Source organism: Stenotrophomonas sp. Ps181 (assembly GCF_025697425.1).
Lineage (GTDB): Bacteria > Pseudomonadota > Gammaproteobacteria > Xanthomonadales > Xanthomonadaceae > Stenotrophomonas > Stenotrophomonas sepilia.
The window spans coordinates 404,941-430,415 of record NZ_JAHWBI010000004.1 but is presented as its reverse complement, the minus strand read 5'-3'; the positions used below and the strand labels follow the sequence as shown (position 1 = coordinate 430,415).

The window sequence follows — 25,475 nt, the reverse complement described above, 5'->3', positions numbered from 1 at the left end:
GATGGCACGTCAGGCCGCGCCCGCCAATCGCGCCGCTTCTTCCAGGTCCACGCTGACCAGGCGGCTGACGCCCGGCTCACGCATGGTCACGCCCGACAGCTGGTGCGCGGCCTCCATCGTCGCCTTGTTATGGCTGACGAACAGGAACTGCACCTTCTCGCTCATTTCCTTGACCATGTTGGCCAGGCGGCCGACGTTGGCTTCGTCCAGCGGCGCGTCCACCTCGTCCAGCAGGCAGAACGGGGCGGGATTCAACTGGAAGATGGCGAACACCAGCGCCACCGCGGTCATCGCCTTCTCGCCGCCGGACAGCAGCGAGATGCTGGACACGCGCTTGCCCGGCGGGCGCGCCATGATGGTCACACCCGTGTCGAGCAGGTCTTCTCCGGTCAGTTCCAGGTAGGCGTGGCCACCACCGAACAGGCGCGGGTACAGGGACTGGACGCCGGCATTGACGCGGTCGAAGGTGTCCTTGAAACGGCCGCGGGTCTCGCGATCGATCTTGCGGATGGCATCCTCAAGCGTTTCCAGCGCCGTGGTCAGGTCGGCGTGCTGCGAATCCAGGTAGTCCGAACGCTGCGAAGCCTCGCCGTACTCGTGGATGGCGGCCAGGTTGACCGGCTCCAGCCGGCGCATGCGTGCGTCGATCTGGTGCACGGCCTGCTCCCAGTCGCCCAGGCGCGCGTCTTCGGGTAGTGCGTTGAGCACGTCCTGCAGCACGAAGCCGGCCTTTTCCACCGCCGCCTGCAGGGTGTCGGCGCTGAGCACCAGGGCCTGCTGGTCGAGCTTGCGCTGCGAAATGCGCTCGCGCTGGGCCAACGCCTGCTCATCGCGCTGGTGGCGGGTCTGCTCGTAGTTGCGCAGCTCGGCGTCGATGCCGTCCAGCAGCGTGCGCGCCTCGGTCAGCACGCGATCGGCCCGCACGCGCTCTTCCAGCGCGTTCTGGTGTTCGGCCTGCAGCGATTCGACCGGCGAATCCCCTTCGTCCAGCTGCGAATGCAGCTCGCCCAGCCGCGCATCCAGCTGCCCGCGCTGGGTGCCCATGCGCTCCAGCGCCTGGCTCAACGAGGCCAGCTGCGCACGCTGCGATTCCAGGGTCAGGGCCAGCGAATGCGCGCGCTCGCGTACCGCACGGGCAGCATCGCGGGCCAGGTCGCGGGCCTCGGTCAACTGCCGACGTTCGCCCTCCAGCCGCTGCCGGGTCGATTCCAGGTCGCCCATGCTGCTGACCGCACTCTCCAGCCGTGAGCGCGCTTCACGCGCCTGCTCGTTGTTGGCTTCCAGCGTTTCCTGCAACTGCTTCAGTTCGCCCTCGATGCGGTCGATGCGGGTGCGTGCCGCTTCCACCTTGCCCTGCTGGCCCTGCAGCTGGCCGGCCAGTTCGGACACCGCGCGATGGGCCTGGTAGAGCGTGCGCTGCGCGTCCTCGCGCTGCTGTTCGGCCGCCTGCAGCTGCTCACGGAAACCGCTCAGCTGCTCTTCCAGCTCGGCCTCGCGGTCCTGCAGCTGCTCGATCTGCTCACGCAGTTCGTTGATCTCACGCTCGCGCAGCAGCGCGCCCTGCTCGGCGGCGCCGGAGCGCGACACCCGCACCCAGCCCTGGCCCAGGCGCTCGCCGCCCTGGGTGATGATCGAATCGCCTTCCGGCAGGCTGGCCTGCAGGGCCTTCGCCTCGGACAGGTCCTTCGCACCATGCAGGTGCGCCAGCAGGCGCCGGATCGCTGCCGGGCCGCGCACGCGTGCCGCCAGCGAGGTCGGCGCCACCTTCAGTTCAGCAGCATCGTCGGCGACCAGCGCAATGTGGCCTTCGCCAAGTTCGCCCAGCGCGCCGACCAGGCTGGCCGGGTCATCGACCAGCACGCCTTCGATCAGCTGGCCGAGCGCACTTTCCACCGCGTTTTCCCAGCCGGCATCCACGTCCAGGCGTTCGCCGACGCGCGCCGCCGAATCCAGGCCGCGCGCCTTCAGCCAAGCCACGGCTGCCCCCTGCTCCTGGCCCAGCGCGGCCTGCTGCAGGGTTTCCAGCGAGGCCAGGCGACCGCGCAGGCCGTTGGCCTGCTTGCGCAGTTCAGCCAGTTCGTTCTGGCCATTGCGCTGCTGTTCCTGCACCGCCGCCACCCCCTGCTTGCGCAGCTCGACGTCTTCACTCAATTCATCCAGCGCGGCCTTCTGCGTGTCGTGCTGCAGGTGCAGCTGCTCGAAGGCTTCTTCCAGCGCGTCCACGTCCAGTCCTGCGCGTTCGGCGGCCAGGGCCTCGCGACGCCGGTCGGCGTCGAGGATCTGCTTGTCCAGGTAGTCCACGCGCGTGCGCTCGACATCGCCGGCGCGCGAGGCTTCCGAACTCTGCGAGGTGTGCTGTTCCCAGCGCTGCTGCCAGCTGGCCAGCCGCTCTTCAGCCTCGCGCAGGCTTTCCTGCTTGATCTCGTTTTCTTCCTGCAGTTCTTCCAGCTGCGGAGTGGCGGCCTCCACCGCCTCGCGCAGCACCCTCAGTTTGGCCTCGTCGCCGCTGATGTGCTGGCCCAGTTCGGCCAGCGCCTGCTGGGTTTCATCGCGCGCCTTGTGCAGGCGCTGCGACAGCTCGCGCTGGTGCTGGATCTGCTGTTCCAGGCGCGCCAGCGTGCTGCCGACCTGGTAGACCGCAGCCTGCGCGGTGTTCAGAGCGTCGGCGGCCTCTTCGCGCCGCGCGCGCGCGGTCTCGATGCGGGCCTCGGCGTCGCGCTGGTCGGCGATCAGCTGCTGCAGCTTGGTCTCTTCCTGCGACAGGCCTTCGCGCAGCTTCGACAGGCGACCGTCCAGCCCGCGGAATTCCAGGGCCTTCCACTCGGCATCCTTGACCCGGCGCTCTTCCTGCAGGGCCTGGTACTGCTCGGCCTGCCTGGCCTGGCGCTTGAGGTGCTCCAGCTGCTTGCTGATCTCATCGCGCAGGTCGCCCAGCCGGTCCAGGTTCTCGCGGGTGTGGCGGATGCGGGTCTCGGTCTCCTTGCGGCGCTCCTTGTACTTGGAGATGCCGGCCGCCTCTTCCAGGTAGACGCGCAGGTCTTCCGGGCGCGCCTCGATGATCTGGCTGATCATGCCCTGCTCGATGATCGAGTAGCTGCGCGGCCCCAGGCCGGTGCCGAGGAACAGATCGGTGATGTCGCGGCGACGGCACTTGGTGCCGTTGAGATAGTAGTTGCTGGTGCCGTCGCGGCTGACCGTGCGCTTGACCGAGATTTCGTTGAACGAGGCGTACTCGCCGGAGATCGTGTGGTCGGAGTTGTCGAAGATCAGCTCGACCGTGGCCTGCGAGACCGGCTTGCGGGCATTGGACCCGGAGAAGATCACGTCGGTCAGCGAGTCGCCGCGCAGGCGGCTGGCCGAACTCTCGCCCATGACCCAGCGCACGGCGTCGATGATGTTCGACTTGCCGCAGCCATTGGGCCCCACCACGCCGGTCATGTTGGTCGGCAGGTGCAGGGTGGTCGGATCGACGAACGACTTGAAGCCGGACAGCTTGATCGTGGAAAGACGCATAGGGGTTCCGGACTGGGGCCGGCAAGCGGCCTGCGTTTACCCTCCAAGTCATTGATCCTGTTGGGATCGATGCCCGTGGAACGGGTGTGACGCCCTGAGTATACCGATGTGGCCGTGTTCTACGAATGGGCGTGGAACATTGTCCAGCCCTGCCCCGCCGGCCGGACGTGGCCCGACGCCACGAAACGGAGCCATAAAACAAAACGGGCACCCTTGCGGGCGCCCGTTCTGCGGTGATGCCAGGCCTTGCGGCGTGGGATCAGGCTTCGGCGACGACGACGACCTTGACGGTGGTCTCGACGTCGGCGTGCAGGTGGATCAGCACGTCGTACTCGCCGATGTTGCGGAAGGCGCCTTCGCCCAGGATGACTTCGCTCTTGCTGACCGGCAGGCCGGCAGCGGTGAAGGCATCGGCGATTTCGCGGGCGCCGACCGAGCCGTACAGCTTGCCTTCGGTCGAAGCGTTGGCCGGGATGGTCACGCTCGCGCCGTCCAGCTTGGCCTTGCGGGCGTCAGCTTCGGCGTGGATGGCCTGGGCCTTGGCTTCGTATTCGGCGCGCTTGGCTTCGAACTCGGCCTTGTTGCTCTCGGTGGCCGGAACGGCCTTGCCCTGCGGCACGAGGAAGTTACGGCCGTAGCCCGGCTTCACGTCGACCAGGTCGCCCAGGTTGCCGAGGTTGGTGACTTTCTGCAGGAGGATCAGCTGCATGGTATTGCTCCAGATAAGTTATTCGTTAGCGAGGCGATGCCCCGCAACAAAGGCTGTCCGAATAGCTGGCACAGCGGGGGCGGCACCGGGCCGCCCCGCCGGGCATCAGACGTCGTGGTTGTCGGTGTACGGGATCAGGGCCAGGAAGCGGGCGCGCTTGACGGCGGTCGCCAGCTGGCGCTGGTACTTCGACTTGGTACCGGTGACGCGGCTCGGCACGATCTTGCCGTTCTCGGTCAGGTACTGGCGCAGGGTGTTGAGATCCTTGTAGTCGATCTCCTTCACACCTTCAGCCGTGAACTTGCAGAACTTGCGGCGACGGAAGAACTTGGACATGGGAAGGCTCCTTAGGCGGCGGAAGCGGCGTCGTCGCCGGCTTCGTTGTCAGCGGTGGTGGTGGACTCGCCTTCTTCGTCGTCACGACGACGGCGCTCACCGCGCTCCGGCTTGTCACCCTTCTCGTCCTTGCTCTTCATGATCAGCGACTGCTCGGTGTCAGCCTCGTCACGCTTGATGACCAGGTTGCGCAGCACGGCGTCGTTGAAGCGGAAGCTTTCGGTCAGTTCGTTCAGAACGGCCTGGTCGGCTTCGATGTTCATCAGCACGTAGTGGGCCTTCACCAGGTTCTGGATCGGGTACGCCAGCTGGCGGCGGCCCCAGTCTTCCAGACGGTGGATGGTACCGTTGCCGTTCTCGACCAGCGACTTGTAGCGCTCGATCATGGCCGGGACCTGCTCGCTCTGGTCCGGGTGGACCATGAACACGATTTCGTAATGACGACTCATGTTTTTTTCTACCTTTCGGATGTGGCCTTGCGGCCGGACAGCCCCCCGCCGTTGAGACCGCGGTGGGGCAAGGATTCCCGCCGGGGAGGCAGGAAGCCGCGCATTATGGCGCAGATGGGGTGGCCGGGCAACCGGTGGGCCACCTGGCGCCCTGAGCCGGGGCGAGCGCCCAGCCAACCCGGGTTGGGCGCCACCAGAACGATCAGGCCCCGGCCGGCCGTCAGGCCTTGTCGGCGTCGGTGGTGAAGCTTTCGCCGCAGCCACACTCGGCGGTGGCATTCGGGTTGCTGAACGTGAAGGTCTCGCTCAGGCCGTGCTTGCCGAAGTCGATCACGGTGCCGTCCACCAGCGCCAGGCTCTTGGCATCGACGTAGATCTTCACGCCGTCCTGCTCGAACACGGTATCGCCCTCACGCTCATCGCGGGCCAGGTCGGTCACGTGGCCCCAGCCGGAACAGCCGGTCCTGGTCACGCCGAAACGCAGGCCCAGCGCGCCGGGGGTCTGGGCGACAAAGCGCTGCACGCGCTCGAAGGCAATGGGGGTCAGGCTGACGGCCATGGGGCTACTCCAGAGGTACGGGAACATTATAAGGAGCCGTTGCCGCGAAAAATGCCTCGCAAGCAGAACGCTGCAAACGGTAAACTCCCGTGTTCACAGATCGAGTCGATCAGCAGAGGATTCAAGTCATGACGGTGGTCAGCGTTGAACATGCGCTTGCCGGGAAGATCCCGGAAGGCGGCGAAGTCACGGTACGCGGATGGGTGCGCACGGTGCGCGGTTCAGCGAATCTGGCCTTCGTGAATGTGAGCGACGGCTCCTGCTTCGCCCCGATCCAGGTCGTGGCCAACGACACCCTGGCCAACTTCGACGAGATCAAGCGCCTGACCAGCGGCTGCTCGGTCATCGGCACCGGCACCCTGGTGAAGTCGCAGGGCAAGGGCCAGTCGTTCGAGATCCAGGCCAGCGCCCTGGAAGTGGTCGGCTGGGTCGAAGACCCGCTCACCTACCCGATCCAGCCCAAGCCGATGTCGCCGGAGTTCCTGCGCGAAGTGGCGCACCTGCGCCCACGCACCAACCTGTTCGGCGCAGTCACCCGCATCCGCAACTGCCTGGCCCAGGCCGTGCACCGCTTCTTCCACGAGAACGGCTTCAACTGGATCAGCACCCCGATCATCACCACCTCCGACGCCGAAGGCGCCGGCCAGATGTTCCGCGTGTCCACCCTGGACATGGTGAACCTGCCCCGTGACGAGAAGGGCGCGATCGACTTCAGCCGCGACTTCTTCGGCAAGGAAACCTTCCTGACCGTGTCCGGCCAGCTGAACGTCGAGGCCTACTGCCTGGCGCTGAGCAAGGTCTACACCTTCGGCCCGACCTTCCGCGCCGAGAACAGCCACACCACCCGCCATCTGGCGGAGTTCTGGATGATCGAGCCGGAAATCGCCTTCGCCGACCTGGCCGAAGACGCACGCCTGGCCGAAGAGTTCCTGAAGTACCTGTTCCGCGCCGTGCTGAACGAGCGCAGCGACGACCTGGCCTTCATCGCCGAGCGCGTGGACAAGAACGCGATCACCAAGCTGGAAGACTTCATCAACGCACCGTTCGAGCGCATCGACTACACCGACGCGGTCAGCCTGCTGCAGAAGTCCGGCAGGAAGTTCGACTTCCCGGTGGAATGGGGCCTGGACCTGCAGACCGAGCACGAGCGCTGGCTGACCGAGGAACACGTCGGCCGCCCAGTGGTGGTGACCAACTATCCGGAGCACATCAAGGCCTTCTACATGCGCCTGAACGACGACGGCAAGACCGTTGCCGCGATGGACGTGCTGGCCCCGGGCATCGGCGAGATCATCGGTGGCAGCCAGCGCGAAGAGCGCCTGGACGTGCTGGACGCGCGCATGGCCCAGTTCGGCCTGGATCGCGAGCACTACAGCTGGTACCGCGACTTCCGCCGCTATGGCTCGGTGCCGCACGCCGGCTTCGGCCTGGGCTTCGAACGCCTGGTGGTGTACGTCTGCGGGCTGTCCAACATCCGCGACGCGATCCCCTACCCGCGCGCCCCGGGCAGCGCGGACTTCTAAGCCCCACACGACCACGGAGGTACGACTCCCATGACCCTGTTCTTCGCCCTGTGTTTCGTCGGCGTTGCAGTGGCCGGGTTCAGTGCCTTCGTGATCTTCTGGCCGCTGACCCTGGTGCACGTGCGCGACCGCCATCCGGCGCTCGCCGAGCGCTTCGGCAGCGGCGCCTTCCTCAAGCCCGATGCCCTGGCCTGGCTGCTGCGCCGCGACTATCGCCAGCAGCCGGACCGCTCGCTGTCCGGGTTGGCGACGCCGGCCTGGGTTTCGCTGCTGACCCTGCTGGCCGGACTGGGCATGGCCGCCCTGCTCTGGCTGGCCTCGCTCTGGTAACCCCCATGAATGACATTTCCGCCTCGCGCGACAGCTGGTGGCTGGCCAGCCTCGGCAACACCCTGATCTGGGCGCGCCTGCGCGTTCGCCCGGCCGGCACCGCTGAGGTGCTCGACAGCGATGGCAACACGCTGAGCTATGACAGCGAAGACACCGCCCGTTCGCAGCTGTTCGACGCCGAATTCGTCGAGTATGACGGCCTGGACGAGGAAGACGCGCTGGTGCGCGGCTTCAGCCTGCACGAAGTGCAGCCGCCACAGGCCGACAACGACGAGGGCCTGCGCGGCCGCATGATCCAGTCACTGGGCGCGCGCGCCTGATCCAGGCATGTTCACTCCACGCGCCTTCGCCGAAACCGACCTGCTCTGGCTGGACCGCCTGCTGGCGCGCGATCCATTCGTCACCGTGCTCACCGCCGGCAGCGATGGCCTGCCGGAGCTGACGCGGATGCCGGTGCTGTACCGGCGCGAGGGCGAGCGTATCGAACTGCGCGGCCACTGGGCCCGCGCCAACCCGCAGTCGCGCCACAGCGGTGCGGCCAAGGTGCTGGTCGACGGGCCACACGGTTACGTCTCGGCCAGCTGGTACCCGGACAAGGAGCCTGCGGCACGTGTTCCGACCTGGAACTATGCGGCCGCCGAGCTGCGCGGGCAGCTGCACACGTTCGACGATGCCGATGCGCTGGCCGGGCTGGTCGGTGCGATCAGCGACCACTTCGAAGCCAGCGTTGGCCAGGCCTGGCGGTTCGATGCCACGCGTGCCGAGCATGGCCCGGAACTGCGTGCCATCGTCGGCTTCCGTTTCCAGGTCGAACACGTGCAGCTGAAGCTGAAGCTGAGCCAGAACCATCCCGACGCCAACCAGCGCGCCGTGATTGCCGAACTGGAACAGCTGGGCACCCCTTCCTCCACCGAGTTGGCGCAGTGGATGCGCTGGCACCGCGAACAGGCCGCCCGCAGCGGCTGAACACCCCAGATTCCCGCGACGTCGCAGCCGGATGGCTGCGGTGCGCCCCCACCCGACGCCAGGGACCCGAACATGAAAGACATCCACAAGCTGCTGCAGAACAACCGCGACTGGGCCGACCGCATCGAGAAGGAGGACCCCGACTTCTTCCACCAGCTGGCCAAGCAGCAGCATCCCGAGTACCTGTGGATCGGCTGCTCCGATTCGCGTGTGCCGGCCAACCAGATCATCGGCATGGCGCCGGGCGAAGTGTTCGTGCACCGCAACGTCGCCAACGTGGTCGCCCACACCGACCTCAACTGCCTGAGCGTGGTGCAGTACGCAGTGGACCAGCTGAAGGTCAAGCACATCCTGATCGTCGGCCACTACGGCTGCGGCGGCGTGCATGCCTGCCTGCACAACACCCGCGTCGGCCTGGCCGACAACTGGCTGCGCCATGTCGGTGACGTGGTGCAGAAGCACCAGGGCATCCTCGACGCGATCGAAGACGACGAACTCAAGCACGCCCGGCTGTGCGAGCTGAACGTGATCGAGCAGGTCGCCAACCTCTGCCGCTCGACCATCGTGCTGGATGCCTGGGCCCGCGGCCAGAAGCTGATGGTGCACGGCTGGGTCTACAGCCTGAAGGACGGCCGCGTGCGTGAAATGGGCATCGACGTCGGTTCGCTGGAAGAGCTGCAGCCAGCGTATGAAAAAGCGCTGTCCTTCGTGCCGCGCAAGGGCCGTCGCGACTGATACCCACACGGATGACCACCATGCTCGCTCCGCCGATCAACCTGCACGCCTGGATCGAAGAGAACCGCCACCTGCTGAAGCCGCCGGTGGGCAACAAGATGATCGACAACGGCGATTTCATCGTGATGGTGGTCGGCGGGCCGAACTCGCGTACCGACTACCACTACGACGAAGGCCCCGAGTGGTTCTACCAGCTCGAAGGCGAGATGGTGCTGAAGGTGCAGGAGGACGGCGCGGTACGCGACATCCCGATCCGCGCCGGCGAGATCTTCCTGTTGCCGGGCAAGGTGCCGCACTCGCCGCGCCGCCCGCCCGGGGGCATCGGCCTGGTGGTCGAGCGCAAGCGGCTGCCGCATGAGATGGACGGCGTGATCTGGCACTGCGAGCGCTGCAACCACAAGCTGCACGAAGAGTATTTCCCGCTGCAGAACATCGAAACCGACCTGCCCAAGGTGTTTGCGCGCTACCACGCCAGCCTGGAACTGCGCACCTGCAGCCAGTGCGGGCACGTGGATCCGCTGCCGGTGCCGGCGGCGGGCTGACCACCCGCCCCTAGAGCCGAGCCCATGCTCGGCTGCCGGGCCACGAAGCCGAGCACGGGCTCGGCTCTACAGCTATAGCGGTACGCAGGCATTCCGGGCGTCGGTCCTGCCGTGCCAGGCGCTACACTGGCGGTCCCGTTGCAGCCTGTTGCCCGACCATGTCCGACCTGCTCAGCCGCACCCACGCCATCGCCCTGGACGCCGCCGATCCGCTGCGCCCGCTGCGCACTGAATTCCTGATTCCGCGCCATGGTGGCGGCGAGCAGACCTACTTCGTCGGCAACTCCCTGGGCCTGCAGCCGCGCGGCGCACAGGCCGCCGTGCAGGAAGTGATGAAGCAGTGGGGCGAGCTGGCGGTGGAAGGCCACTTCACCGGCCCGACGCAGTGGCTGTCGTACCACCGCCTGGTGAGCGCGCAGCTGGCCCGTGTGGTTGGCGCACTGCCCAGCGAGGTGGTGGCGATGAACACGCTGAGCGTGAACCTGCACCTGATGATGGTCAGCTTCTACCGGCCAACCACGCAGCGCCCGGTGATCCTGATGGAAGCCGGCGCATTCCCGACCGACCGCCACGCGGTGGAAGCACAGATCCGCTTCCATGGCTTCGACCCGGCCGAGTGCCTGGTGGAAGTGCAGCCGGACGAAGCCAACGGCACGATCTCGCTGACCGCGATCGAACGCGCCATCGCCGAGCACGGACCGCGCCTGGCGCTGGTGCTGTGGCCCGGCGTGCAGTACCGCACCGGCCAGGCCTTCGACCTCGATGCGATCACCCGCGCCGCACGCCTGCAGGGCGCACGCATCGGCTTCGACCTGGCGCACTCGGTCGGCAACTTGCCGCTGCGCCTGCATGACGTGGCGCCCGATTTCGCCGTGTGGTGCCACTACAAATACCTCAACAGCGGCCCGGGCGCGGTGGCCGGCGCGTTCGTGCACGAGCGTCATCACCGCGACACCACCCTGCCGCGCTTTGCCGGCTGGTGGGGCCATGAGGAATCGACCCGCTTCCAGATGGCGCCCCAGTTCACCCCCGCCATCGGTGCCGAGGGCTGGCAGCTCAGCAATCCACCGATCCTTGGCCTGGCACCACTGCGTGCCTCGTTGGACCTGTTCGAGCGTGCCGGCATGGAGGCGCTGCGCAGCAAATCGCTGGCGCTGACCGGCCTGCTCGAAGCACTGGTCCGCGCACGCCTGCCGCAGGTGCTGGACATCATTACCCCGGCCGATCCGCAGCGCCGCGGCTGCCAGTTGTCGCTGCGCGTGATCGGTGGCCGCGAGCGCGGCCGTGCACTGTTCGAGCACCTGCGCGGCATCGGCGTGCTCGGCGACTGGCGCGAGCCTGACGTGATCCGCATCTCGCCCACCCCGCTCTACAACCGCTACCTGGACGTGCACCATTTCGTCGAGGAAGTGGAAGCCTGGGCCGGCCTGTAAGCCAGCCCCTCCCCTGCTGCTGGACAGTTCGTTGATCGCACACGCCTCCCGCTCGTTGAGCATTATCGGTGCCGGCCTTGCCGGGTCTCTGCTCGCCATCCTGCTGTCACGGCAAGGCTGGCGCATCACCCTGTACGAACGCCGTGGCGATCCCCGCATTGCCGACTACGAGAGCGGTCGTTCGATCAACCTGGCGTTGGCCGAGCGCGGGCGCAATGCACTGCGCCAGGCCGGCGTGGAAGACGAGGTGATGGCGCGCGCGGTGATGATGCGCGGACGCATGGTGCATCCACGCGACGGCGAACCGCAGCTGCAGCGCTATGGCCGCGACGACAGCGAGGTGATCTGGTCGATCCACCGCCGTGACCTGAACATCACGCTGCTGGAGCTGGCCGAACGGGCCGGCGCCACCGTGCACTTCCACCGCCGCCTGCACACGGTCGATTTCGATGCCGGCCATGCGCGCTTCATCGATGACCGTGACGACAGCCCGCACGACATCCACTTCGATACCCTGATCGGTGCCGACGGCGCAGGGTCGGCGCTGCGCGCGGCGATGAACCGGCGCGCGCCGCTGGGCGAGGACATCGCCTTCCTCGACCACTCTTACAAGGAGCTGGAGATCCCGCCGGCCGCCGACGGCGGCTTCCGCATCGAGCGCAACGCACTGCATATCTGGCCCCGTGGCCACTACATGTGCATCGCCCTGCCCAACCACGAAGGCACCTTCACCGTCACCCTGTTCCTGCCCAACCAGGGCGATCCCAGCTTCGCGACGGTCAATACCGGTGCGCAGGCCGAGGCGTTGTTCGCGCGCGAATTCACCGATGCGCTGCCGCTGATCCCCAACCTGCGCGCCGACTGGGAGCAACACCCGCCGGGCCTGCTTGGCACGCTCACCCTGGAGCGCTGGCACCAGCAGGGGCGCGCCGTGCTGATCGGCGATGCCGCCCACGCGATGGTGCCGTTCCACGGCCAGGGCATGAACTGCGCATTCGAGGACTGCGTCGCACTGGCTCGCCAGCTGATGGAGGCCGATGACCTGGAGGGTGCGTTCGCCGCGTTCGAAGCCGAGCGCAAACCGAATGCACGTGCCATCCAGCAGATGGCGCTGGAAAACTACCTGGAGATGCGCGACCGCGTGGCCGACCCCGCATTCCTGCTGCAACGCGAACTGGAGCAGGAACTGCAGCGGCGTTGGCCGACCCGCTTCGTGCCGCACTACACGATGGTCACCTTCCTGCACACGCCGTACGCCGAGGCGCTGCGCCGCACCGAACTGCAGCGCGACATGCTGGTGGCCGCCACCACCGGCCATGATTCACTGGACAACATCGACTGGGCCGCGCTGGAAGCGCAGATCCACGCGCAGCTGCCGGTCCTGGAGGGCGCGCACTGATGGCCGACAGCTTCCTGTTCTACGACCTGGAAACCTTCGGCCAGGACCCGCGGCGCACCCGCATCTCGCAGTTCGCCGCGATCCGCACCGATGCCGATCTCAACGAGATCGACACGCCGGTCAGCTTCTTCGTGCGGCCGGCCGATGACCTGCTGCCCTCGCCGATGGCCACCCTGGTTACCGGCATCACCCCGCAGCAGGCGCTGGCCGAGGGCATCAGCGAGGCCGAGGCCTTCGACCGCATCAACGAGCAGCTGTCGCGCCCCGGCACCTGCGCACTGGGCTACAACACGCTGCGCTTCGATGATGAGTTCGTCCGCTACGGGTTGTTCCGCAACTTCCACGATCCCTATGAGCGCGAGTGGCGCAACGGCAATTCGCGCTGGGACCTGCTGGACATGCTGCGCCTGATGCGGGCGATGCGGCCCGAGGGCATCCAGTGGCCGCTGCGCGAGGACGGCGCGACGTCGTTCAAGCTCGAACACCTGGCCGAAGCCAACAAAGTGCGCGAAGGCGATGCGCACGAGGCGCTGTCGGACGTGCGCGCGACCATCGGCATGGCGCGGCTGTTCAAGCAATCGCAGCCGCGGCTGTGGGAGTACGCACTGAAGCTGCGCGACAAGCGCTTCGTCGGCGGCCTGCTGGACGTGGCCGCGATGAAGCCGGTGCTGCATGTTTCCATGCGCTATCCCGCCAGCCGCCTGTGCGCGGCGCCAGTGCTGCCGCTGGCCGTGCACCCGACCATCAACAACCGGGTGATCGTGTTCGACCTGGACGGTGACATCGACGATCTGCTGGCACTGCCGGCCGAGGTGATCGCACAGCGCCTGTACATGCGGGCCAGCGAGCTGCCCGAAGGCGTGGCACGCGTGCCGCTGAAGGAAGTGCACCTGAACAAGGTGCCGGCACTGATCGCATGGAACCACCTGCGCGCCGATGACCATGCGCGCCTCGGCCTGGACGTGGCCGCGATCGAAGCCAAGGTGGAACGGCTGCGCGCGTTCGCTCCACAGCTGGCCGAGAAGGCACGCCAGGTCTACAACCAGCCCCGCGTCGCGACCGTGGCCGATGTCGATGCCTCGCTGTACGACGGATTCCTCGGCAACGGCGACAAGCCGCTGCTCGCGCTGGCACGCACGACCGCGCCGGAGCAGCTGGCCGCGCTGGAAGGGCGCTTCCGCGACCCGCGCCTGCCCGAGCTGCTGTTCCGCTACCGCGCACGCAACCATCCCGGCAGCCTCGCGCCGGCTGAACACCAGCGTTGGCAGGATTACCGCCGCCAGCGCCTGCTCGGCGACGGCGGCCTGGGCGAACTCAACCTGCCCCAGTACCAGCAACAGCTTGATGCACTGGCCGCCGAGGCACCCGGCGACGCGCGGCGCCAGGCCCTGCTGCAATCGCTGCGCGACTGGGGCCAGCACCTGCAGGAGACGCTGTGAGCACCTATTTCTCGGACGCCAGTTTCAGGTTCCTGCGCAGCCTGGCGCGGCACAACGACAAGACCTGGTTCAACGACCACCGCCAACAGTATGAAGACCACGTCCGGCAGCCGTTCCTGCGCCTGCTGGGTGACCTGCAGCCGGCATTGGCCGAGGTCAGCGAACACTTCCGCGCCGATACCCGCGGCGTCGGCGGCTCGCTGTTCCGCATCCACCGTGACGCGCGCTTTTCCAACGACAAGTCACCGTACAAGACCTGGCAGGGTGCGCGCCTGTTCCATGAGCGCCGCCGCGAGGTGGCCGCGCCGTCCTTCTATGTGCACCTGCAACCCGGCGAGAGCTTCGTCGGCGCCGGCCTGTGGCATCCGGAGCCGGAAACCCAGCGCCGCGTGCGCCACTTCATCCTCGACAACCCGGGCAGCTGGAAGGCCGCCGCGCATGCGCCGGCCCTGCGCAAGCGCTTCGATTTCGAGGAGAGCGAGAAGCTGGTGCGTCCGCCGCGTGGTTTCCCCGCCGACTTCGAGTTCATCGACGACCTCAAGCACCGCAACTGGGTGATGTGGCGCTCGCTGGACGACGCCACCATGACCGGCCCACGCCTGCTGTCCACGCTGGGCAAGGACCTGGCCGCGCTCGGTCCGTTCGTCGATTACCTGTGCGCCGCGCTGAATCTGGAGTTCTGATGTCGCAGGATCTTCCGCTGGCCCGCCAGCGGCGCGTGCTCGGCCGCACCGGCCTGGCCGTTTCACCGATCGGCCTGGGCTGCTCCGGCTTCTGGGGCCATCGCCGCTTCCCGGAGCATGACGCGGCCGCCGTGGTCGAACATGCGCTCGCCCATGGCGTGAATCTGCTCGATACGGGTCACAACTATTCCGGCTTCCATGCCGAGCCGCGCCTGGGCCGCATCCTGCGCCCGTTGCTGAAGCAGTACCCGCGCGATTCACTGGTGATCTCAAGCAAGGGCGGCACGCTGACCGGCCAGGCCGGCATCAGCGGTGCCGAGCAACGCAACTTCTCGCCCGCGGCCATCACCGCCAGCTGCGAGGCGTCGCTGCGCAACCTCGGCCTGGATCACCTGGACATCTACCAGCTGCATGGCGCCAGCGAGCACGACATCAACGACGATCTGCTGGCCGCGCTGCAGCGCCTGCGCGAGCGCGGGTTGATCCGGCACACCGGCATCAACACCCACTCGGCCTCGACCCTGCGCTGGATGATCGCCCATCCCGGCGCCTTCGATGTGGTGCTGCTGGACTACAACGCCCTGCAGCAGGACCGCGAACCGCTGATCGACCAGTTGCAGGCGGTGGGCATCGGCGTGCTGGCCGGGACCGTGCTGGCGCAGGGCCACCTGCTGCCCGCGCGCCCGCGCCTGCCACGGCTGGCCGATGGCTGGTACCTGGCGCGCGCCTGGCTGAAGCCCAGCAGCCGCCAGCTGATGCGCAGTGCCCGCCAGATGCGCCGGGCAGTGGCCGCGATCCGCAGCCAACGCCCGGCCCAGACCGCCTTCGCCTATGCGCTGGGCCATCCCGGCGTGGCCAGCGGCATCCTTGGCACCACCCGCATCGGCAGCCTGGACGAGGTGCTGGCAACACGCGTGGAGGCGCTGGGTCCGACCGAGCGCCGACAGCTGGTGGACGCCTTCGGCGACGGACAGGGTTCGCCCAGTCAGTAAGTCTTCACCCGGTACTGCCGCGGTTGCGGCAGTCTGGTCGCCATGAAGAAACTCTCCGCGCTTGTGGTGCTGCTGGTCCTGGCCTTGGTAGCCTGGTGGTTCAGCGGCCCGTACCTGACCGTCAACGGCCTGTCCAAGGCCATCGAGCAGCGCGACACCGCGCGCCTGGAGCGTTACGTGGATTTCCCGCGCGTGCGCAGCAGCCTGCGTGCGCAGCTCAATGATTACCTGGTGCGCCAGGCGGGGCCGGACGTGGCGGCCAGCCCGTTCGGTGCCCTCCTCTACGGCCTCGGCGACCAGCTCGGGGGCGCCGCGGTGGAAACCATGGTGACCCCGACCGGGATCGGCGCGATGCTGCAGGGCCACGTGCTGTGGAAGCGTGGCCGTAATGAACTGCAGGGTGGCGACGCCTTCGGCGCGACTGAACCGGCGCGGCCGTTGAAGAATGCCGAACATCATTTCGAGTCATTCGACCGCTTCGTGATCGATGTCGATCGCGGCCCCGGCCAGCCGCCGTTGAAGGTGGTGCTGGAGCCGCAGGGCCTGCGCTGGAAGGTGGTGGACCTGCAGCTGGGAATGTCGGGCAGCCCTTGATCGGACCCGTGGCCTGACGGCAGCGCCAACCAACGGTTGGCACCTACCGGTCGAATCCGCCCTATCCCTCGTTGGCGACGCCGTGCGGTACGTGGCCGGCAGCCACGTGCGCGCGGGCGCTGTCGATGTTGTGCTGCGAATCATCGAAGAAGATGTCGGCACCGAAGGCCTGCAGGAACGGCCCCTTGTGGCGGCCGCCGAGGAACAGCGCTTCGTCCAGGCGCACGCCCCACTCCCGCAGGGTGCGGATCACCCGCTCGTGCGCCGGGGCCGAACGCGCGGTCACCAGTGCGGTACGGATCGGCGCGCTGTCGCCCGCCGGGAACACTTCCTGCAGCGTGTGCAGGGCCGACAGGAAGCCGCGGAAGGGGCCGCCACTGAGCGGCTCGCGGGCGCGTTCGCGTTCATGGCGGCCAAAGGCTTCCACGCCCTGCTCGCGCGAAATGCGCTCACTCTCGTCACCGAAGATCACTGCGTCACCGTCGAAGGCAATGCGCAACTGGCCGGCCGGGCGGCCGGTATCGATCTGGTCGGCCGCTGCCGCAGCGGTCTCACCCGGTGGCTTGGGCAGGATGGTCGCCGCCGCGATGCCATGGCGCAGCGCGCTGCGCACCGATTCCGGGTTGGCCGACAGGAACAGGTCGGTGCCGAACGGCTTCACATACGGCCAGGTCGGCTCGCCAGCGGTGAACGTCGCACGGATGATGCCCAGGCCGTAATGCTGGATCGAGTTGAAGATGCGCAGGCCGGTATCGGCCGAGTTGCGCGACAGCAGGATCACCTCGACCCGCGGGTTCTCCGGGCTGGCGCCCTGGTTCAGTGCCAGCAGCTTGCGCACCACGGGAAAGGCCACGCCGGGGCCGAGGATGTCGTCCTCATGCTGGCGCTGGAACTCGGCATAGGCCGCCACGCCATCGCTCTCGAACAGCGCATGGCTTTCCTCAAGGTCGAACAGCGCGCGCGAGGTCACCGCGACGGTCAGCAAACGGGGGGAGTTGTCGCCCATCGGTGGGGGTCCTTCAAGCGGTCGGCGGGGCCGGCCGCCCATTGTCCTCAAAAAACGAACTGTTCGCTCAGGATCCGGTCTTCCAGATTGTGCTCCGGGTCGAATAGCAGGGTCACACGACGGTCCCTCGACTCGCGGATGGTCACCTCGACCACATCGCGGGTCTCGTGCGAATCAGCGGTGACGCTGACCGGACGCTTGTAGGGATCGAGCACGCGGAAGCGCACTTCCGTGTCGGCCTTGAGGATCGCCCCGCGCCAGCGTCGCGGCCGATACGGGGCCAGCGGCGTCAGCGCGATGGTATGCGACCCCAGCGGCAACACCGGGCCGTGCGCGGAATAATTGTAGGCGGTACTGCCGGCCGGGGTGGCCACCAGCACGCCGTCACCGATCAGCTCGGCCACCCGCTCCTGGCCGTTCAGGTCGATGCCGATATGGGCCGCCTGCCGGGTCTGCCGAAGCAGCGAGACATCGTTGTAGGCCAGCGACCCGGTGCTGGTGCCGGACTCGGTCAGCGCCACCATTTCCAGCGGGCGCAGGTTGGCCGGTTCGGCACGCGCAATGCGGGCCTGCACGTCATCGTCGCCGCGGTACTGGTTCATCAGGAAACCGACGGTGCCCAGCTTCATGCCGAACACCGGCTTGCCCAGGTGCCCGTGCCGGTGCAGGGTCTGCAGCATGAAACCGTCGCCACCCAGCGGGCACAGTACGTCGGCCTGCTCGGGCGCGTGATCGCCATAACGCGAAATCATCGCCGCGCGGGCCATCTGCGCAGGTTCGGTGGTGCTGGCCAGGAAAGCGATGCGGGGGGTGTCGCTCATCGGTGGATCCGGGTGGGTTTGATGGAGAGCATAACCGAGCGCCGGGAGTTGGACCCCGTGGGGCGGATGACCGGCATATCCGCCGGGACACGCCGTAAACCCATCCCTGGGGGCTCGATCGCGCCATCCATGGCGCTCACGGTCCCGGCGGATATGCCGGTCATCCACCTGGCAGGTTCACGGCCGGCGTCGGGTCAGGTGGTCGCAAAGATCAAGGGCAGAAACAGAACGGCCCCGCTTTCGCGGGGCCGTTCCGGTTCACGCATGCCAGGCGTGGCCCGGCACTACATCACTTACGCGCCGTGTGCCGCCAGCTGGCCCAGGCGCTGGACTGCGACCGAGACGGTCGGGTAGTCCAGGGTCTTCTGCTCGGCCAGTTCGGCCAGCATCGCCAGGGTGAAGCGCAGGCTGTTGTCGTCGCGGCCCATCCAGGCAGCGACCTTGGCCTCGGCACTGTTGCCCTTGGTGCCCAGCACCTGCCCGGCCAGGTTGCGGTGGTTGGCAGCCAGCTCGTCACGCAGCACGCCACGCGCCACCGCGTGCCAACGACCGTTGACCTCCAACGCGTCCACCTGCTCGAACAGCCACGGCAGCTGCAGGGCATCGCCCAGGCGGAAGTGGACCTTGGACACGTCCACCGGCTTCAGCTTGCGGGTGCGGGCCAGTTCGATGATGTCGAACGCCGGCTCCAGGAAGTGCAGTTCGGCCAGCTGCTGCGCCAGCGCGGACGGCAGGCCCTTTTCCTTCCACTCGGCCACCAGGGCTTCGTAGGTCGGACGCTGCGAATCCGGCAGCACGCCCGAGGCAACGCGGATGTCGTTGAACGGACCCTGGTAGCGGTTGACCGCTTCGGTGATGCCCGGCATCGCGCCCGGGCGCGACAGCAGCCAGCGCACGAACGAGCGCTGCAGCTTCCAGATCACTTCCAGCGCATCGATCTGCACCGACTCGGGCACCTTGCCGTCGAGCGCGTCGATCTGTGCCCACAACGCGCGCGCATCCAGCGTTTCGCGGCTGATGGTGTACGCCTTGGCAACCTCGGCGATGGAACGGCCGGTGTCTTCCTGCATGCGCATCAGGAAGGTGGCGCCCATGCGGTTGATGGTCTGGTTGGTCACAGCCGTGGCGATGATTTCGCGCTTCAGGCGGTGACGCTCCATCGCGTCGGCGTACTTCTTCTGCAGCGGGGTCGGGAAGTAGCGCTGCAGCTCCTTGGACAGGTACGGGTCTTCCGGAATATCCGAATCCAGCAGCTGGTTGAACGCCACCAGCTTGGAGTAGGACAGCAGCACCGACAGTTCCGGACGGGTCAGGCCCTGGCCGCGTGCCTTGCGCTGCGACAGCTCGGCGTCGGACGGCAGGAACTCGATCTGGCGGTCGAGCAGGCCCTGCTGTTCCAGGGTGCGGATGAAGTGCTGCTTGGACCCCAGGCGCTTGACCGCCATCCGCTCCATCAGGCTCAGCGCCTGGTTCTGGCGGTAGTTGTCGTTGAGCACCAGCTCGGCGACTTCATCGGTCATCGACGCCAGCAGCTTGTTGCGCTGCTCGACGGTCAGCTTCTTGGCCCGCACCACATCGTTGAGCAGGATCTTGATGTTGACTTCGTGGTCGGAGGTATCGACGCCGGCCGAGTTGTCGATGAAGTCGGTGTTGAGCAGCACGCCGGCCTGGGCAGCCTCGATGCGGCCCAGCTGGGTCATGCCCAGGTTGCCGCCCTCGCCCACCACCTTGCAGCGCAGCTCGCCACCGTTCACGCGCAGCGCGTTGTTGGCACGGTCGCCCACGTCGCTGTGCTGTTCGCTGGCGGCCTTGACGTAGGTACCGATGCCGCCGTTCCACAGCAGGTCGACCGGCGCCTTCAGGATCGCGCTCATCAGATCGTTCGGCGACAGCGCCTTGACGTTCTCGTCCAGGCCCAGCGCTTCACGCACCTGCGGGGTGATCTCGATCGACTTCAGGCTGCGCGGGTACACGCCGCCGCCCTTGCTGATCAGCTTGGTGTCGTAGTCCGCCCAGCTCGAACGCGGCAGGGTGAACAGGCGCTCACGCTCGATGAACGACGTGGCCGCATCCGGATTCGGGTCCAGGAAGATGTGGCGGTGGTCGAACGCAGCGACCAGGCGGATATGGCGCGACAGCAGCATGCCGTTGCCGAACACGTCGCCGGACATGTCGCCGACGCCGACCGCAGTGAAGTCCTGGCTCTGGCTGTCACGACCCAGCGCACGGAAGTGGCGCTTGACCGATTCCCACGCGCCGCGCGCGGTGATGCCCATGCCCTTGTGGTCGTAACCGACCGAACCACCGGAGGCGAACGCATCGCCCATCCAGAAGCCGTGCGCGATGGCCAGGCCGTTGGCGATGTCGGAGAAGGTCGCCGTGCCCTTGTCCGCGGCCACCACCAGGTACGGATCATCCATGTCGTGGCGCACGACATCCAGCGGCGGCACGATCTTGTTGTTGACGATGTTGTCGGTGATGTCCAGCAGGCCCTGGATGAACAGCTTGTAGCAGGCCACGCCGTTGGCGAAGATCGCATCACGGTCGCCGTTCACCGGCGGGGTCTTGGCAAAGAAGCCGCCCTTCGCGCCGACCGGCACGATGACGGTGTTCTTGACCATCTGCGCCTTGACCAGGCCCAGCACTTCGGTGCGGAAGTCTTCGCGACGGTCCGACCAGCGCAGGCCGCCACGCGCAACCGCACCAAAGCGCAGGTGGGTACCTTCCACGCGCGGACCGTACACGAAGATCTCGCGGTACGGGCGCGGCTTCGGCAGGTCCGGCACCAGCGCCGAATCGAACTTGAAGCTGATGACATGGCCGTGCTGGCCGTTGGCATCGGTCTGGTAGTAGCTGGTACGCAGGGTCGCGTCGATCACGCCCATGAACGAGCGCAGGATGCGGTCCTCGTCCAGGCTGGACACGCGATCCATCAGCTTCAGCAGCGCATCGCGCGCGGCCTGCATCTGCGCGTCGCGGTCGCCCTTGCGGGCATCGACCACGCTCTTGAGCACCTTCAGGGTGGCATCGTCGCCAGCGGCCAGCACATCGAAGTGGGCCTTCAGCTGGGCCTGCCCGGCCGCGATGTCGTCCTTGCTCTCATGGCCGGTGGCCGGATCGAAGCGGGCCTCGAACAGTTCGACCAGCAGGCGGGCCAGCAGCGGGTAACGCGCGAAAGTACCTTCCACGTAGGCCTGCGAGAACGGCACGCCGGTCTGCAGCAGGTACTTGCAGTAGCCACGCAGCATGGCGACCTGGCGCCAGTGCAGGCCGGCAGCCAGCACCAGGCGATTGAAGCCGTCGTTCTCGGCGTCGCCGTGCCAAACGCGGGCGAAGGTCTCGCCGAAGGCTTCATCGACACTGGCGGCATCGATCGCGCCAGCGGTCGACTCGACCTCGAAGTCCTGCACGTACACCGGCGCGTTGTCGACCGACAGCCGGTACGGACGCTCGGCGATCACGCGCAGGCCCATGTTTTCCATCATCGGCAGCGCGTCCGACAGCGGGATGTCATCCAGCTGGCGATACAGCTTCAGGCGCAGGCCATCGCCGCCCTCGCGCGGCACGGCCTGCAGGCTCAGGCGCAGGTCGTCCGGGCCGGTCAGCGCGTCGAGCTGGCTGACATCATTGGCGGCAACGGCGGTGCTGTTGTCTTCGATGTAACCGGCCGGTAGCGCCTTGCCGATGCGGGCGGCAATGCGCAGGCCTTCGGTCTCGCCATGGCGGGCCACCAGCGCCTCGCGCAGGTCGTCCTGCCAGTTGCGCAGCACCTGGGCCAGCTTCTGCTCCAGTTCGGCGGTGTCGACGTCGAGCATCTCACCCGGCTTCGGGCGCACGATCAGGTGCACCTGCGCCAGCGGCGATTCACCCAGCACCACCGAGCTGTCGACGTACTCGCCGTGCAGGGCGTCCTTGAGCATCGCTTCGATGCGCAGGCGCACGTCGGTGTTGAAGCGCTCGCGCGGCAGGTAGACCAGCGCGGAGATGAAACGGCTGTACTTGTCGCGGCGCAGGAACAGGCGGCTGCGCACGCGCTCCTGCAGGCCCAGCACGCCCATCGCGGTGCGGAACAGTTCGTCCTCGCTGGACTGGAACAGCTCTTCGCGCGGCAGGGTTTCCAGGATGTGGCGCAGGGCCTTGCCGCTGTGGCTGGCCGGGGCCAGGCCCGACTGCTTCATCACGTGCTCGTGGCGCTGGCGCACCAGCGGGATTTCCCACGGGCGGCGGTTGTAGGCGCTGGAGGTGAACAGGCCGAGGAAGCGCTGCTCGCCGATGATCTTGCCCTTGGCGTCGAACTCCAGCACGCCGATGTAGTCCATGTAACCGGCGCGGTGCACGCGCGAACGGGCATTGGTCTTGGTCAGGATCAGCGCGTCCTTCAGCCCGGACGTGGTGTTGAGGCCCTGCGCGGCCAGGGTCTTGACCGGACGGGCGGCGGACTTGTCCTTGCCGCGCATCAGGCCCAGGCCGGTGTCGTTCAGCGGCGCCAGCACCTCTTCCTTGCCCTGCTTCTCGACGCGGTACTCGCGGTAGCCGAAGAAGGTGAAGTGGTTGTCAGCGGCCCAGCGCAGGAACTCCTGTGCTTCCTTGCGCGACGCGTCGTCGACCGGCAGCTGGCGGCTGCCCAGGTCGTCGGCCAGTGCCAGCGCCTTGTCCTTCATCGGCTGCCAGTCGCGCACGATCGCACGCACTTCATCCAGCGCCTTGTTGATGGCCTGCTCGATGGCGGCCATCGCATCGGCCGTCTGGCGGTCGATTTCCAGCAGCATCACCGACTCGGCATCACCTTCGCCGACCTTGACCAGCTTGCCGGCCTTGTCGCGGGTGAAACGCAGTACCGGGTGGCCCAGCACGTGGACGCCCACGCCCTGCTCGGCCAGCGACATGGTGACGGTATCGACCAGGAACGGCATGTCGTCGTTGACGATCTGCAGCACGGTATGCGGCGATTCCCAACCGTTGGCCTTCGCGGTCGGATTGAACACGCGGACGTTGGCCTTGCCAGCCTTGCGGGCCCGGGCGAATTCCAGCGTCTCAGCCGCGAGAGCGGCCCACTCTTCAGCGCTGTGGTGCGGGAACTCGTCCGACTCCATGCGCTTGTAGAAGTCAGTGGCGAAAGCCACTGCTTCGGCCTGTGCGGCCGCGGGGTAGCGCTTGCGCAAGGCCGTGTACACCGGCTCCAGGGAGAAACCAGCGGTCACTGCGACCTCCGACTCTGCTGGTTTCGTCTTGTTTTTCACGGTCTTGGCTGCGGTTTTTTGCGGTTTCATGGCAGAGCGATGCGCTTGCTCAGTTGGGAAAATGAAATTGTAGCCCTACCGCACGAAAAGGCCTTGCTGCAGGACGGAATAAGCAGATTCGGGTTTGCTGCGGTTTAAACGCCTATTCAGTTCGCACCGGTATGGCGCTGGCGCCTGTTTCAGCACTGCCGACAGGATCGGCAAAACGTGTTACCGGAAGACACACGCGGCGACGCCGATGCGATTCCACAATCCTGAACTGGACGGTATAGTCCACCGCGTGAACCCGGCCTACCTCCCCGTTGCCCTCGATGCACGCGATGAGCGTGTGTTCGACGCCGTACGCGAACTGCTGGCCCAGCAGGGCATGCAGATGAGCATGGACGCGGTGGCCCAGCATGCCGGCTGTTCCAAGCAGACCCTCTACTCGCGCTATGGCAGCAAGCAGCAACTGCTGCGCCGGGTAATGCAGCGCCACGTCGGCCACGCCACCGGGGCCATGGTTCGTGCACTCCGCAGTGACGACCTGCGTGCCAGCCTGCTCCAGTTCGCCACCGACTTCCTGGAGCACTTCAACCAACCGCACGTGGGCCAGGCCTGCCGGCTGATCGCCGCCGACGCGGCCCAGTTTCCCGAAGAGGCGCGTACGCTGTACCGGCATGGCGCCGGCGCACTGACGCTTCATCTTGCTGAATGGATTGAAACCGTTTGCATGCAGGGCCAGCTCCGGCATGACGACCCGCACTTCATGGCCGAACTGCTGCTGAGCATGATCGCCGGTCAGGATTTCGACAAACAGCGCTTCCATACCCCCCATCGTGATGACGCGGTCTTGCGTCGGCGCTGGGCAGAGTTCTCCGTCGACAGCTTCCTGCGCGCGTTCGCGCCTCAGCCGTCGCCGGCCCCGTCTACAAACCAACCCCGGAGTTCCTCCTGATGACCGCCCCACTCCGCACCCTTGCCTTGACGTGCGCCGTTGCTGTCGCGCTGGCTGCCTGCAAGAAGCCGGAACAGCAAACGCCCCCGCCGCCGGAGGTGGGCGTGATCGACGCCAAGCCGCAGACCCTGCCGCTGCAGCGCGAGCTGGTCGGCCGCCTGTCGCCGTTCCGCAGCGCCGACGTCCGCGCACGCGTGCCCGGCGTGCTGCTCAAGCGCGTCTACCAGGAAGGCTCGCAGGTCAAGCAGGGCCAGACCCTGTTCCTGATCGACCCGGCGCCGCTGCGTGCCTCGCTCAACGCCTCCGAGGCCCAGCTGGCCTCGGCCCGCGCGACCTACGCCAACGCCAAGGTCGCCGCCGACCGCGCACGCTCGCTGGCCCCGCAGCAGTTCGTCTCCAAGTCCGACCTGGACAACGCCGAATCGGCCGAGCGCACCGCGCTGGCCGCGGTCAAGCAGGCCGAAGCGGCAGTGACCTCCTCGCGGATCAACCTCGGCTATGCCGAAGTGACCGCGCCGATCAGTGGCGTGGCCAACAAGCAGCAGGTCACCGAGGGCGCGCTGGTGGGCCAGGGCGATGTGACCCTGCTGACCACCGTCGACCAGCTCGACCCGCTGTACGTCAACTTCTCGTTGAGCGTGGACGAGCTGACCCAGCTGCGTGCGCAGCAGGCCAAGGGCGCGCTGGCGCTGTCCGGCGACGGCAAGGCCACGGTGGCCGTGAAGCTGGCCGATGGCAGCACCTACAGCGAGCCGGGCACGCTGGACTTCTCCTCGACCACGGTCGACCCGGCCACCGGCGCCGTGTCGCTGCGCGCGCTGCTGCCGAACCCGCAGCAGATCCTGCTGCCGGGCGCCTTCGTCAGCTTCCAGGCCAACCTGGGCGAGCGCAACAACGCGTTCCTGGTGCCGCAGCAGGCCCTGCTGCGCGATACCACCGGCGGCTACGTGATGGTGGTCGGCACCGACGGCAAGGTCGTGCGCAAGAACGTGAAGACCGATGGCGCGCAGAACGGCAACTGGCTGGTCAGCGACGGCCTCGCCGCTGGCGACAAGGTGATCGTGGCCGGCGTGCAGAAGGTCAAGGAAGGTGCACCGGCGGTGGCCAAGCCGTGGACCCCGGGCCAGGACGCCAACGGCAAGCCGGCCGCAGGCGGCGCCGCCCCGGCGGGCGCTGCACCGGCTGCGGGCAAGGCACCGGCCGACGCGGCCAAGCCCGAGCAGGCCGATGCGGCCAAGCCGGCCGCCACCGATTCGAACAAGCAGTAAC

22 protein-coding genes are annotated in these 25,475 nt (G+C 67.3%); 14 read left to right on the top strand and 8 right to left on the bottom strand.

Annotation, left to right across the window (positions count from 1 at the left end; all coding sequences use genetic code 11):
* Positions 1-9: 9 nt before the first annotated feature.
* The 5 genes from smc to KXV01_RS12085 all read right to left on the bottom strand — a co-directional run bounded on the left by smc (position 10) and on the right by KXV01_RS12085 (position 5,566).
* Positions 10-3,513, bottom strand: a complete 3,504-nt coding sequence (gene smc / locus KXV01_RS12105) for a chromosome segregation protein SMC (protein WP_164282794.1) — start codon at positions 3,511-3,513, stop codon at positions 10-12.
* A 259-nt stretch (positions 3,514-3,772) separates the two neighbouring features.
* On the bottom strand, positions 3,773-4,222 hold the full coding sequence (gene rplI, locus KXV01_RS12100; protein WP_043398478.1) for a 50S ribosomal protein L9: 450 nt from the start codon (positions 4,220-4,222) through the stop codon (positions 3,773-3,775).
* A 105-nt stretch (positions 4,223-4,327) separates the two neighbouring features.
* Positions 4,328-4,558 (bottom strand): 30S ribosomal protein S18, encoded by a 231-nt coding sequence (rpsR, locus tag KXV01_RS12095; protein ID WP_002804494.1) that lies wholly within the window; start codon positions 4,556-4,558, stop codon positions 4,328-4,330.
* Positions 4,559-4,569: 11 nt separating this feature from the next.
* Positions 4,570-5,007, bottom strand: coding sequence for a 30S ribosomal protein S6 (gene rpsF / locus KXV01_RS12090; protein WP_006452997.1), 438 nt, complete (start codon positions 5,005-5,007; stop codon positions 4,570-4,572).
* A gap of 220 nt (positions 5,008-5,227) precedes the next feature.
* Positions 5,228-5,566, bottom strand: a complete 339-nt coding sequence (locus KXV01_RS12085) for an iron-sulfur cluster assembly accessory protein (RefSeq protein WP_049439551.1) — start codon at positions 5,564-5,566, stop codon at positions 5,228-5,230.
* A 128-nt stretch (positions 5,567-5,694) separates the two neighbouring features.
* On the opposite strand from KXV01_RS12085, the gene asnS reads away from it, so the two are divergent.
* The 12 genes from asnS (at position 5,695) to KXV01_RS12025 (ending at position 16,202) form a co-directional block, all read left to right on the top strand.
* The gene (gene asnS / locus KXV01_RS12080; RefSeq protein ID WP_049415614.1) at positions 5,695-7,089 is read left to right on the top strand and encodes an asparagine--tRNA ligase; all 1,395 of its coding nucleotides are present in this window, start codon (positions 5,695-5,697) and stop codon (positions 7,087-7,089) included.
* A 30-nt stretch (positions 7,090-7,119) separates the two neighbouring features.
* The gene (locus KXV01_RS12075; RefSeq protein WP_005417403.1) at positions 7,120-7,419 is read left to right on the top strand and encodes a hypothetical protein; all 300 of its coding nucleotides are present in this window, start codon (positions 7,120-7,122) and stop codon (positions 7,417-7,419) included.
* A 5-nt stretch (positions 7,420-7,424) separates the two neighbouring features.
* Positions 7,425-7,739: a hypothetical protein gene (locus KXV01_RS12070; protein WP_005417404.1), complete on the top strand. Its 315-nt coding sequence runs from the start codon at positions 7,425-7,427 to the stop codon at positions 7,737-7,739.
* A 7-nt stretch (positions 7,740-7,746) separates the two neighbouring features.
* Positions 7,747-8,385 (top strand): FMN-binding negative transcriptional regulator, encoded by a 639-nt coding sequence (locus KXV01_RS12065; RefSeq protein WP_049439549.1) that lies wholly within the window; start codon positions 7,747-7,749, stop codon positions 8,383-8,385.
* A gap of 72 nt (positions 8,386-8,457) precedes the next feature.
* Positions 8,458-9,120: a carbonate dehydratase gene (gene can, locus KXV01_RS12060; protein WP_005417406.1), complete on the top strand. Its 663-nt coding sequence runs from the start codon at positions 8,458-8,460 to the stop codon at positions 9,118-9,120.
* A 20-nt stretch (positions 9,121-9,140) separates the two neighbouring features.
* Positions 9,141-9,662 carry a 3-hydroxyanthranilate 3,4-dioxygenase gene (locus KXV01_RS12055; protein WP_032954300.1) on the top strand — a complete coding sequence of 174 codons (522 nt, stop codon included), beginning with the start codon at positions 9,141-9,143 and terminating at the stop codon, positions 9,660-9,662.
* A gap of 158 nt (positions 9,663-9,820) precedes the next feature.
* Positions 9,821-11,095 (top strand): kynureninase, encoded by a 1,275-nt coding sequence (gene kynU, locus KXV01_RS12050; protein ID WP_099495579.1) that lies wholly within the window; start codon positions 9,821-9,823, stop codon positions 11,093-11,095.
* A gap of 31 nt (positions 11,096-11,126) precedes the next feature.
* Positions 11,127-12,494 carry an NAD(P)/FAD-dependent oxidoreductase gene (locus tag KXV01_RS12045; RefSeq protein ID WP_099495580.1) on the top strand — a complete coding sequence of 456 codons (1,368 nt, stop codon included), beginning with the start codon at positions 11,127-11,129 and terminating at the stop codon, positions 12,492-12,494.
* A complete protein-coding gene (sbcB, locus tag KXV01_RS12040; protein WP_099495581.1) occupies positions 12,494-13,933 on the top strand; it encodes an exodeoxyribonuclease I in 1,440 nt (479 codons plus the stop codon). Before KXV01_RS12045 ends, sbcB begins: the two co-directional genes overlap by 1 nt.
* On the top strand, positions 13,930-14,616 hold the full coding sequence (locus KXV01_RS12035) for a DUF2461 domain-containing protein (protein WP_099495582.1): 687 nt from the start codon (positions 13,930-13,932) through the stop codon (positions 14,614-14,616). Before sbcB ends, KXV01_RS12035 begins: the two co-directional genes overlap by 4 nt.
* Positions 14,616-15,608: an aldo/keto reductase gene (locus KXV01_RS12030; RefSeq protein ID WP_049439540.1), complete on the top strand. Its 993-nt coding sequence runs from the start codon at positions 14,616-14,618 to the stop codon at positions 15,606-15,608. The genes KXV01_RS12035 and KXV01_RS12030 overlap by 1 nt, the downstream gene beginning before the upstream one ends.
* A gap of 42 nt (positions 15,609-15,650) precedes the next feature.
* The gene (locus KXV01_RS12025; protein ID WP_099495583.1) at positions 15,651-16,202 is read left to right on the top strand and encodes a DUF2939 domain-containing protein; all 552 of its coding nucleotides are present in this window, start codon (positions 15,651-15,653) and stop codon (positions 16,200-16,202) included.
* 61 nt (positions 16,203-16,263) lie between these two features.
* Here the strand turns inward: KXV01_RS12025 and KXV01_RS12020 are convergent, their stop codons facing one another.
* The 3 genes from KXV01_RS12020 to KXV01_RS12010 form a co-directional block, all read right to left on the bottom strand.
* Positions 16,264-17,208 (bottom strand): 5'-nucleotidase, encoded by a 945-nt coding sequence (locus KXV01_RS12020; protein WP_049415637.1) that lies wholly within the window; start codon positions 17,206-17,208, stop codon positions 16,264-16,266.
* A gap of 47 nt (positions 17,209-17,255) precedes the next feature.
* On the bottom strand, positions 17,256-18,029 hold the full coding sequence (locus KXV01_RS12015; RefSeq protein WP_049415640.1) for an NAD kinase: 774 nt from the start codon (positions 18,027-18,029) through the stop codon (positions 17,256-17,258).
* 293 nt (positions 18,030-18,322) lie between these two features.
* Positions 18,323-23,299 (bottom strand): NAD-glutamate dehydrogenase domain-containing protein, encoded by a 4,977-nt coding sequence (locus KXV01_RS12010; protein WP_111096615.1) that lies wholly within the window; start codon positions 23,297-23,299, stop codon positions 18,323-18,325.
* 250 nt (positions 23,300-23,549) lie between these two features.
* On the opposite strand from KXV01_RS12010, the gene KXV01_RS12005 reads away from it, so the two are divergent.
* Positions 23,550-24,206: a TetR/AcrR family transcriptional regulator gene (locus KXV01_RS12005; RefSeq protein WP_049415647.1), complete on the top strand. Its 657-nt coding sequence runs from the start codon at positions 23,550-23,552 to the stop codon at positions 24,204-24,206.
* Positions 24,206-25,474: an efflux RND transporter periplasmic adaptor subunit gene (locus KXV01_RS12000; RefSeq protein ID WP_100478386.1), complete on the top strand. Its 1,269-nt coding sequence runs from the start codon at positions 24,206-24,208 to the stop codon at positions 25,472-25,474. The genes KXV01_RS12005 and KXV01_RS12000 overlap by 1 nt, the downstream gene beginning before the upstream one ends.
* The last annotated feature ends 1 nt before the right edge of the window (position 25,475 follow it).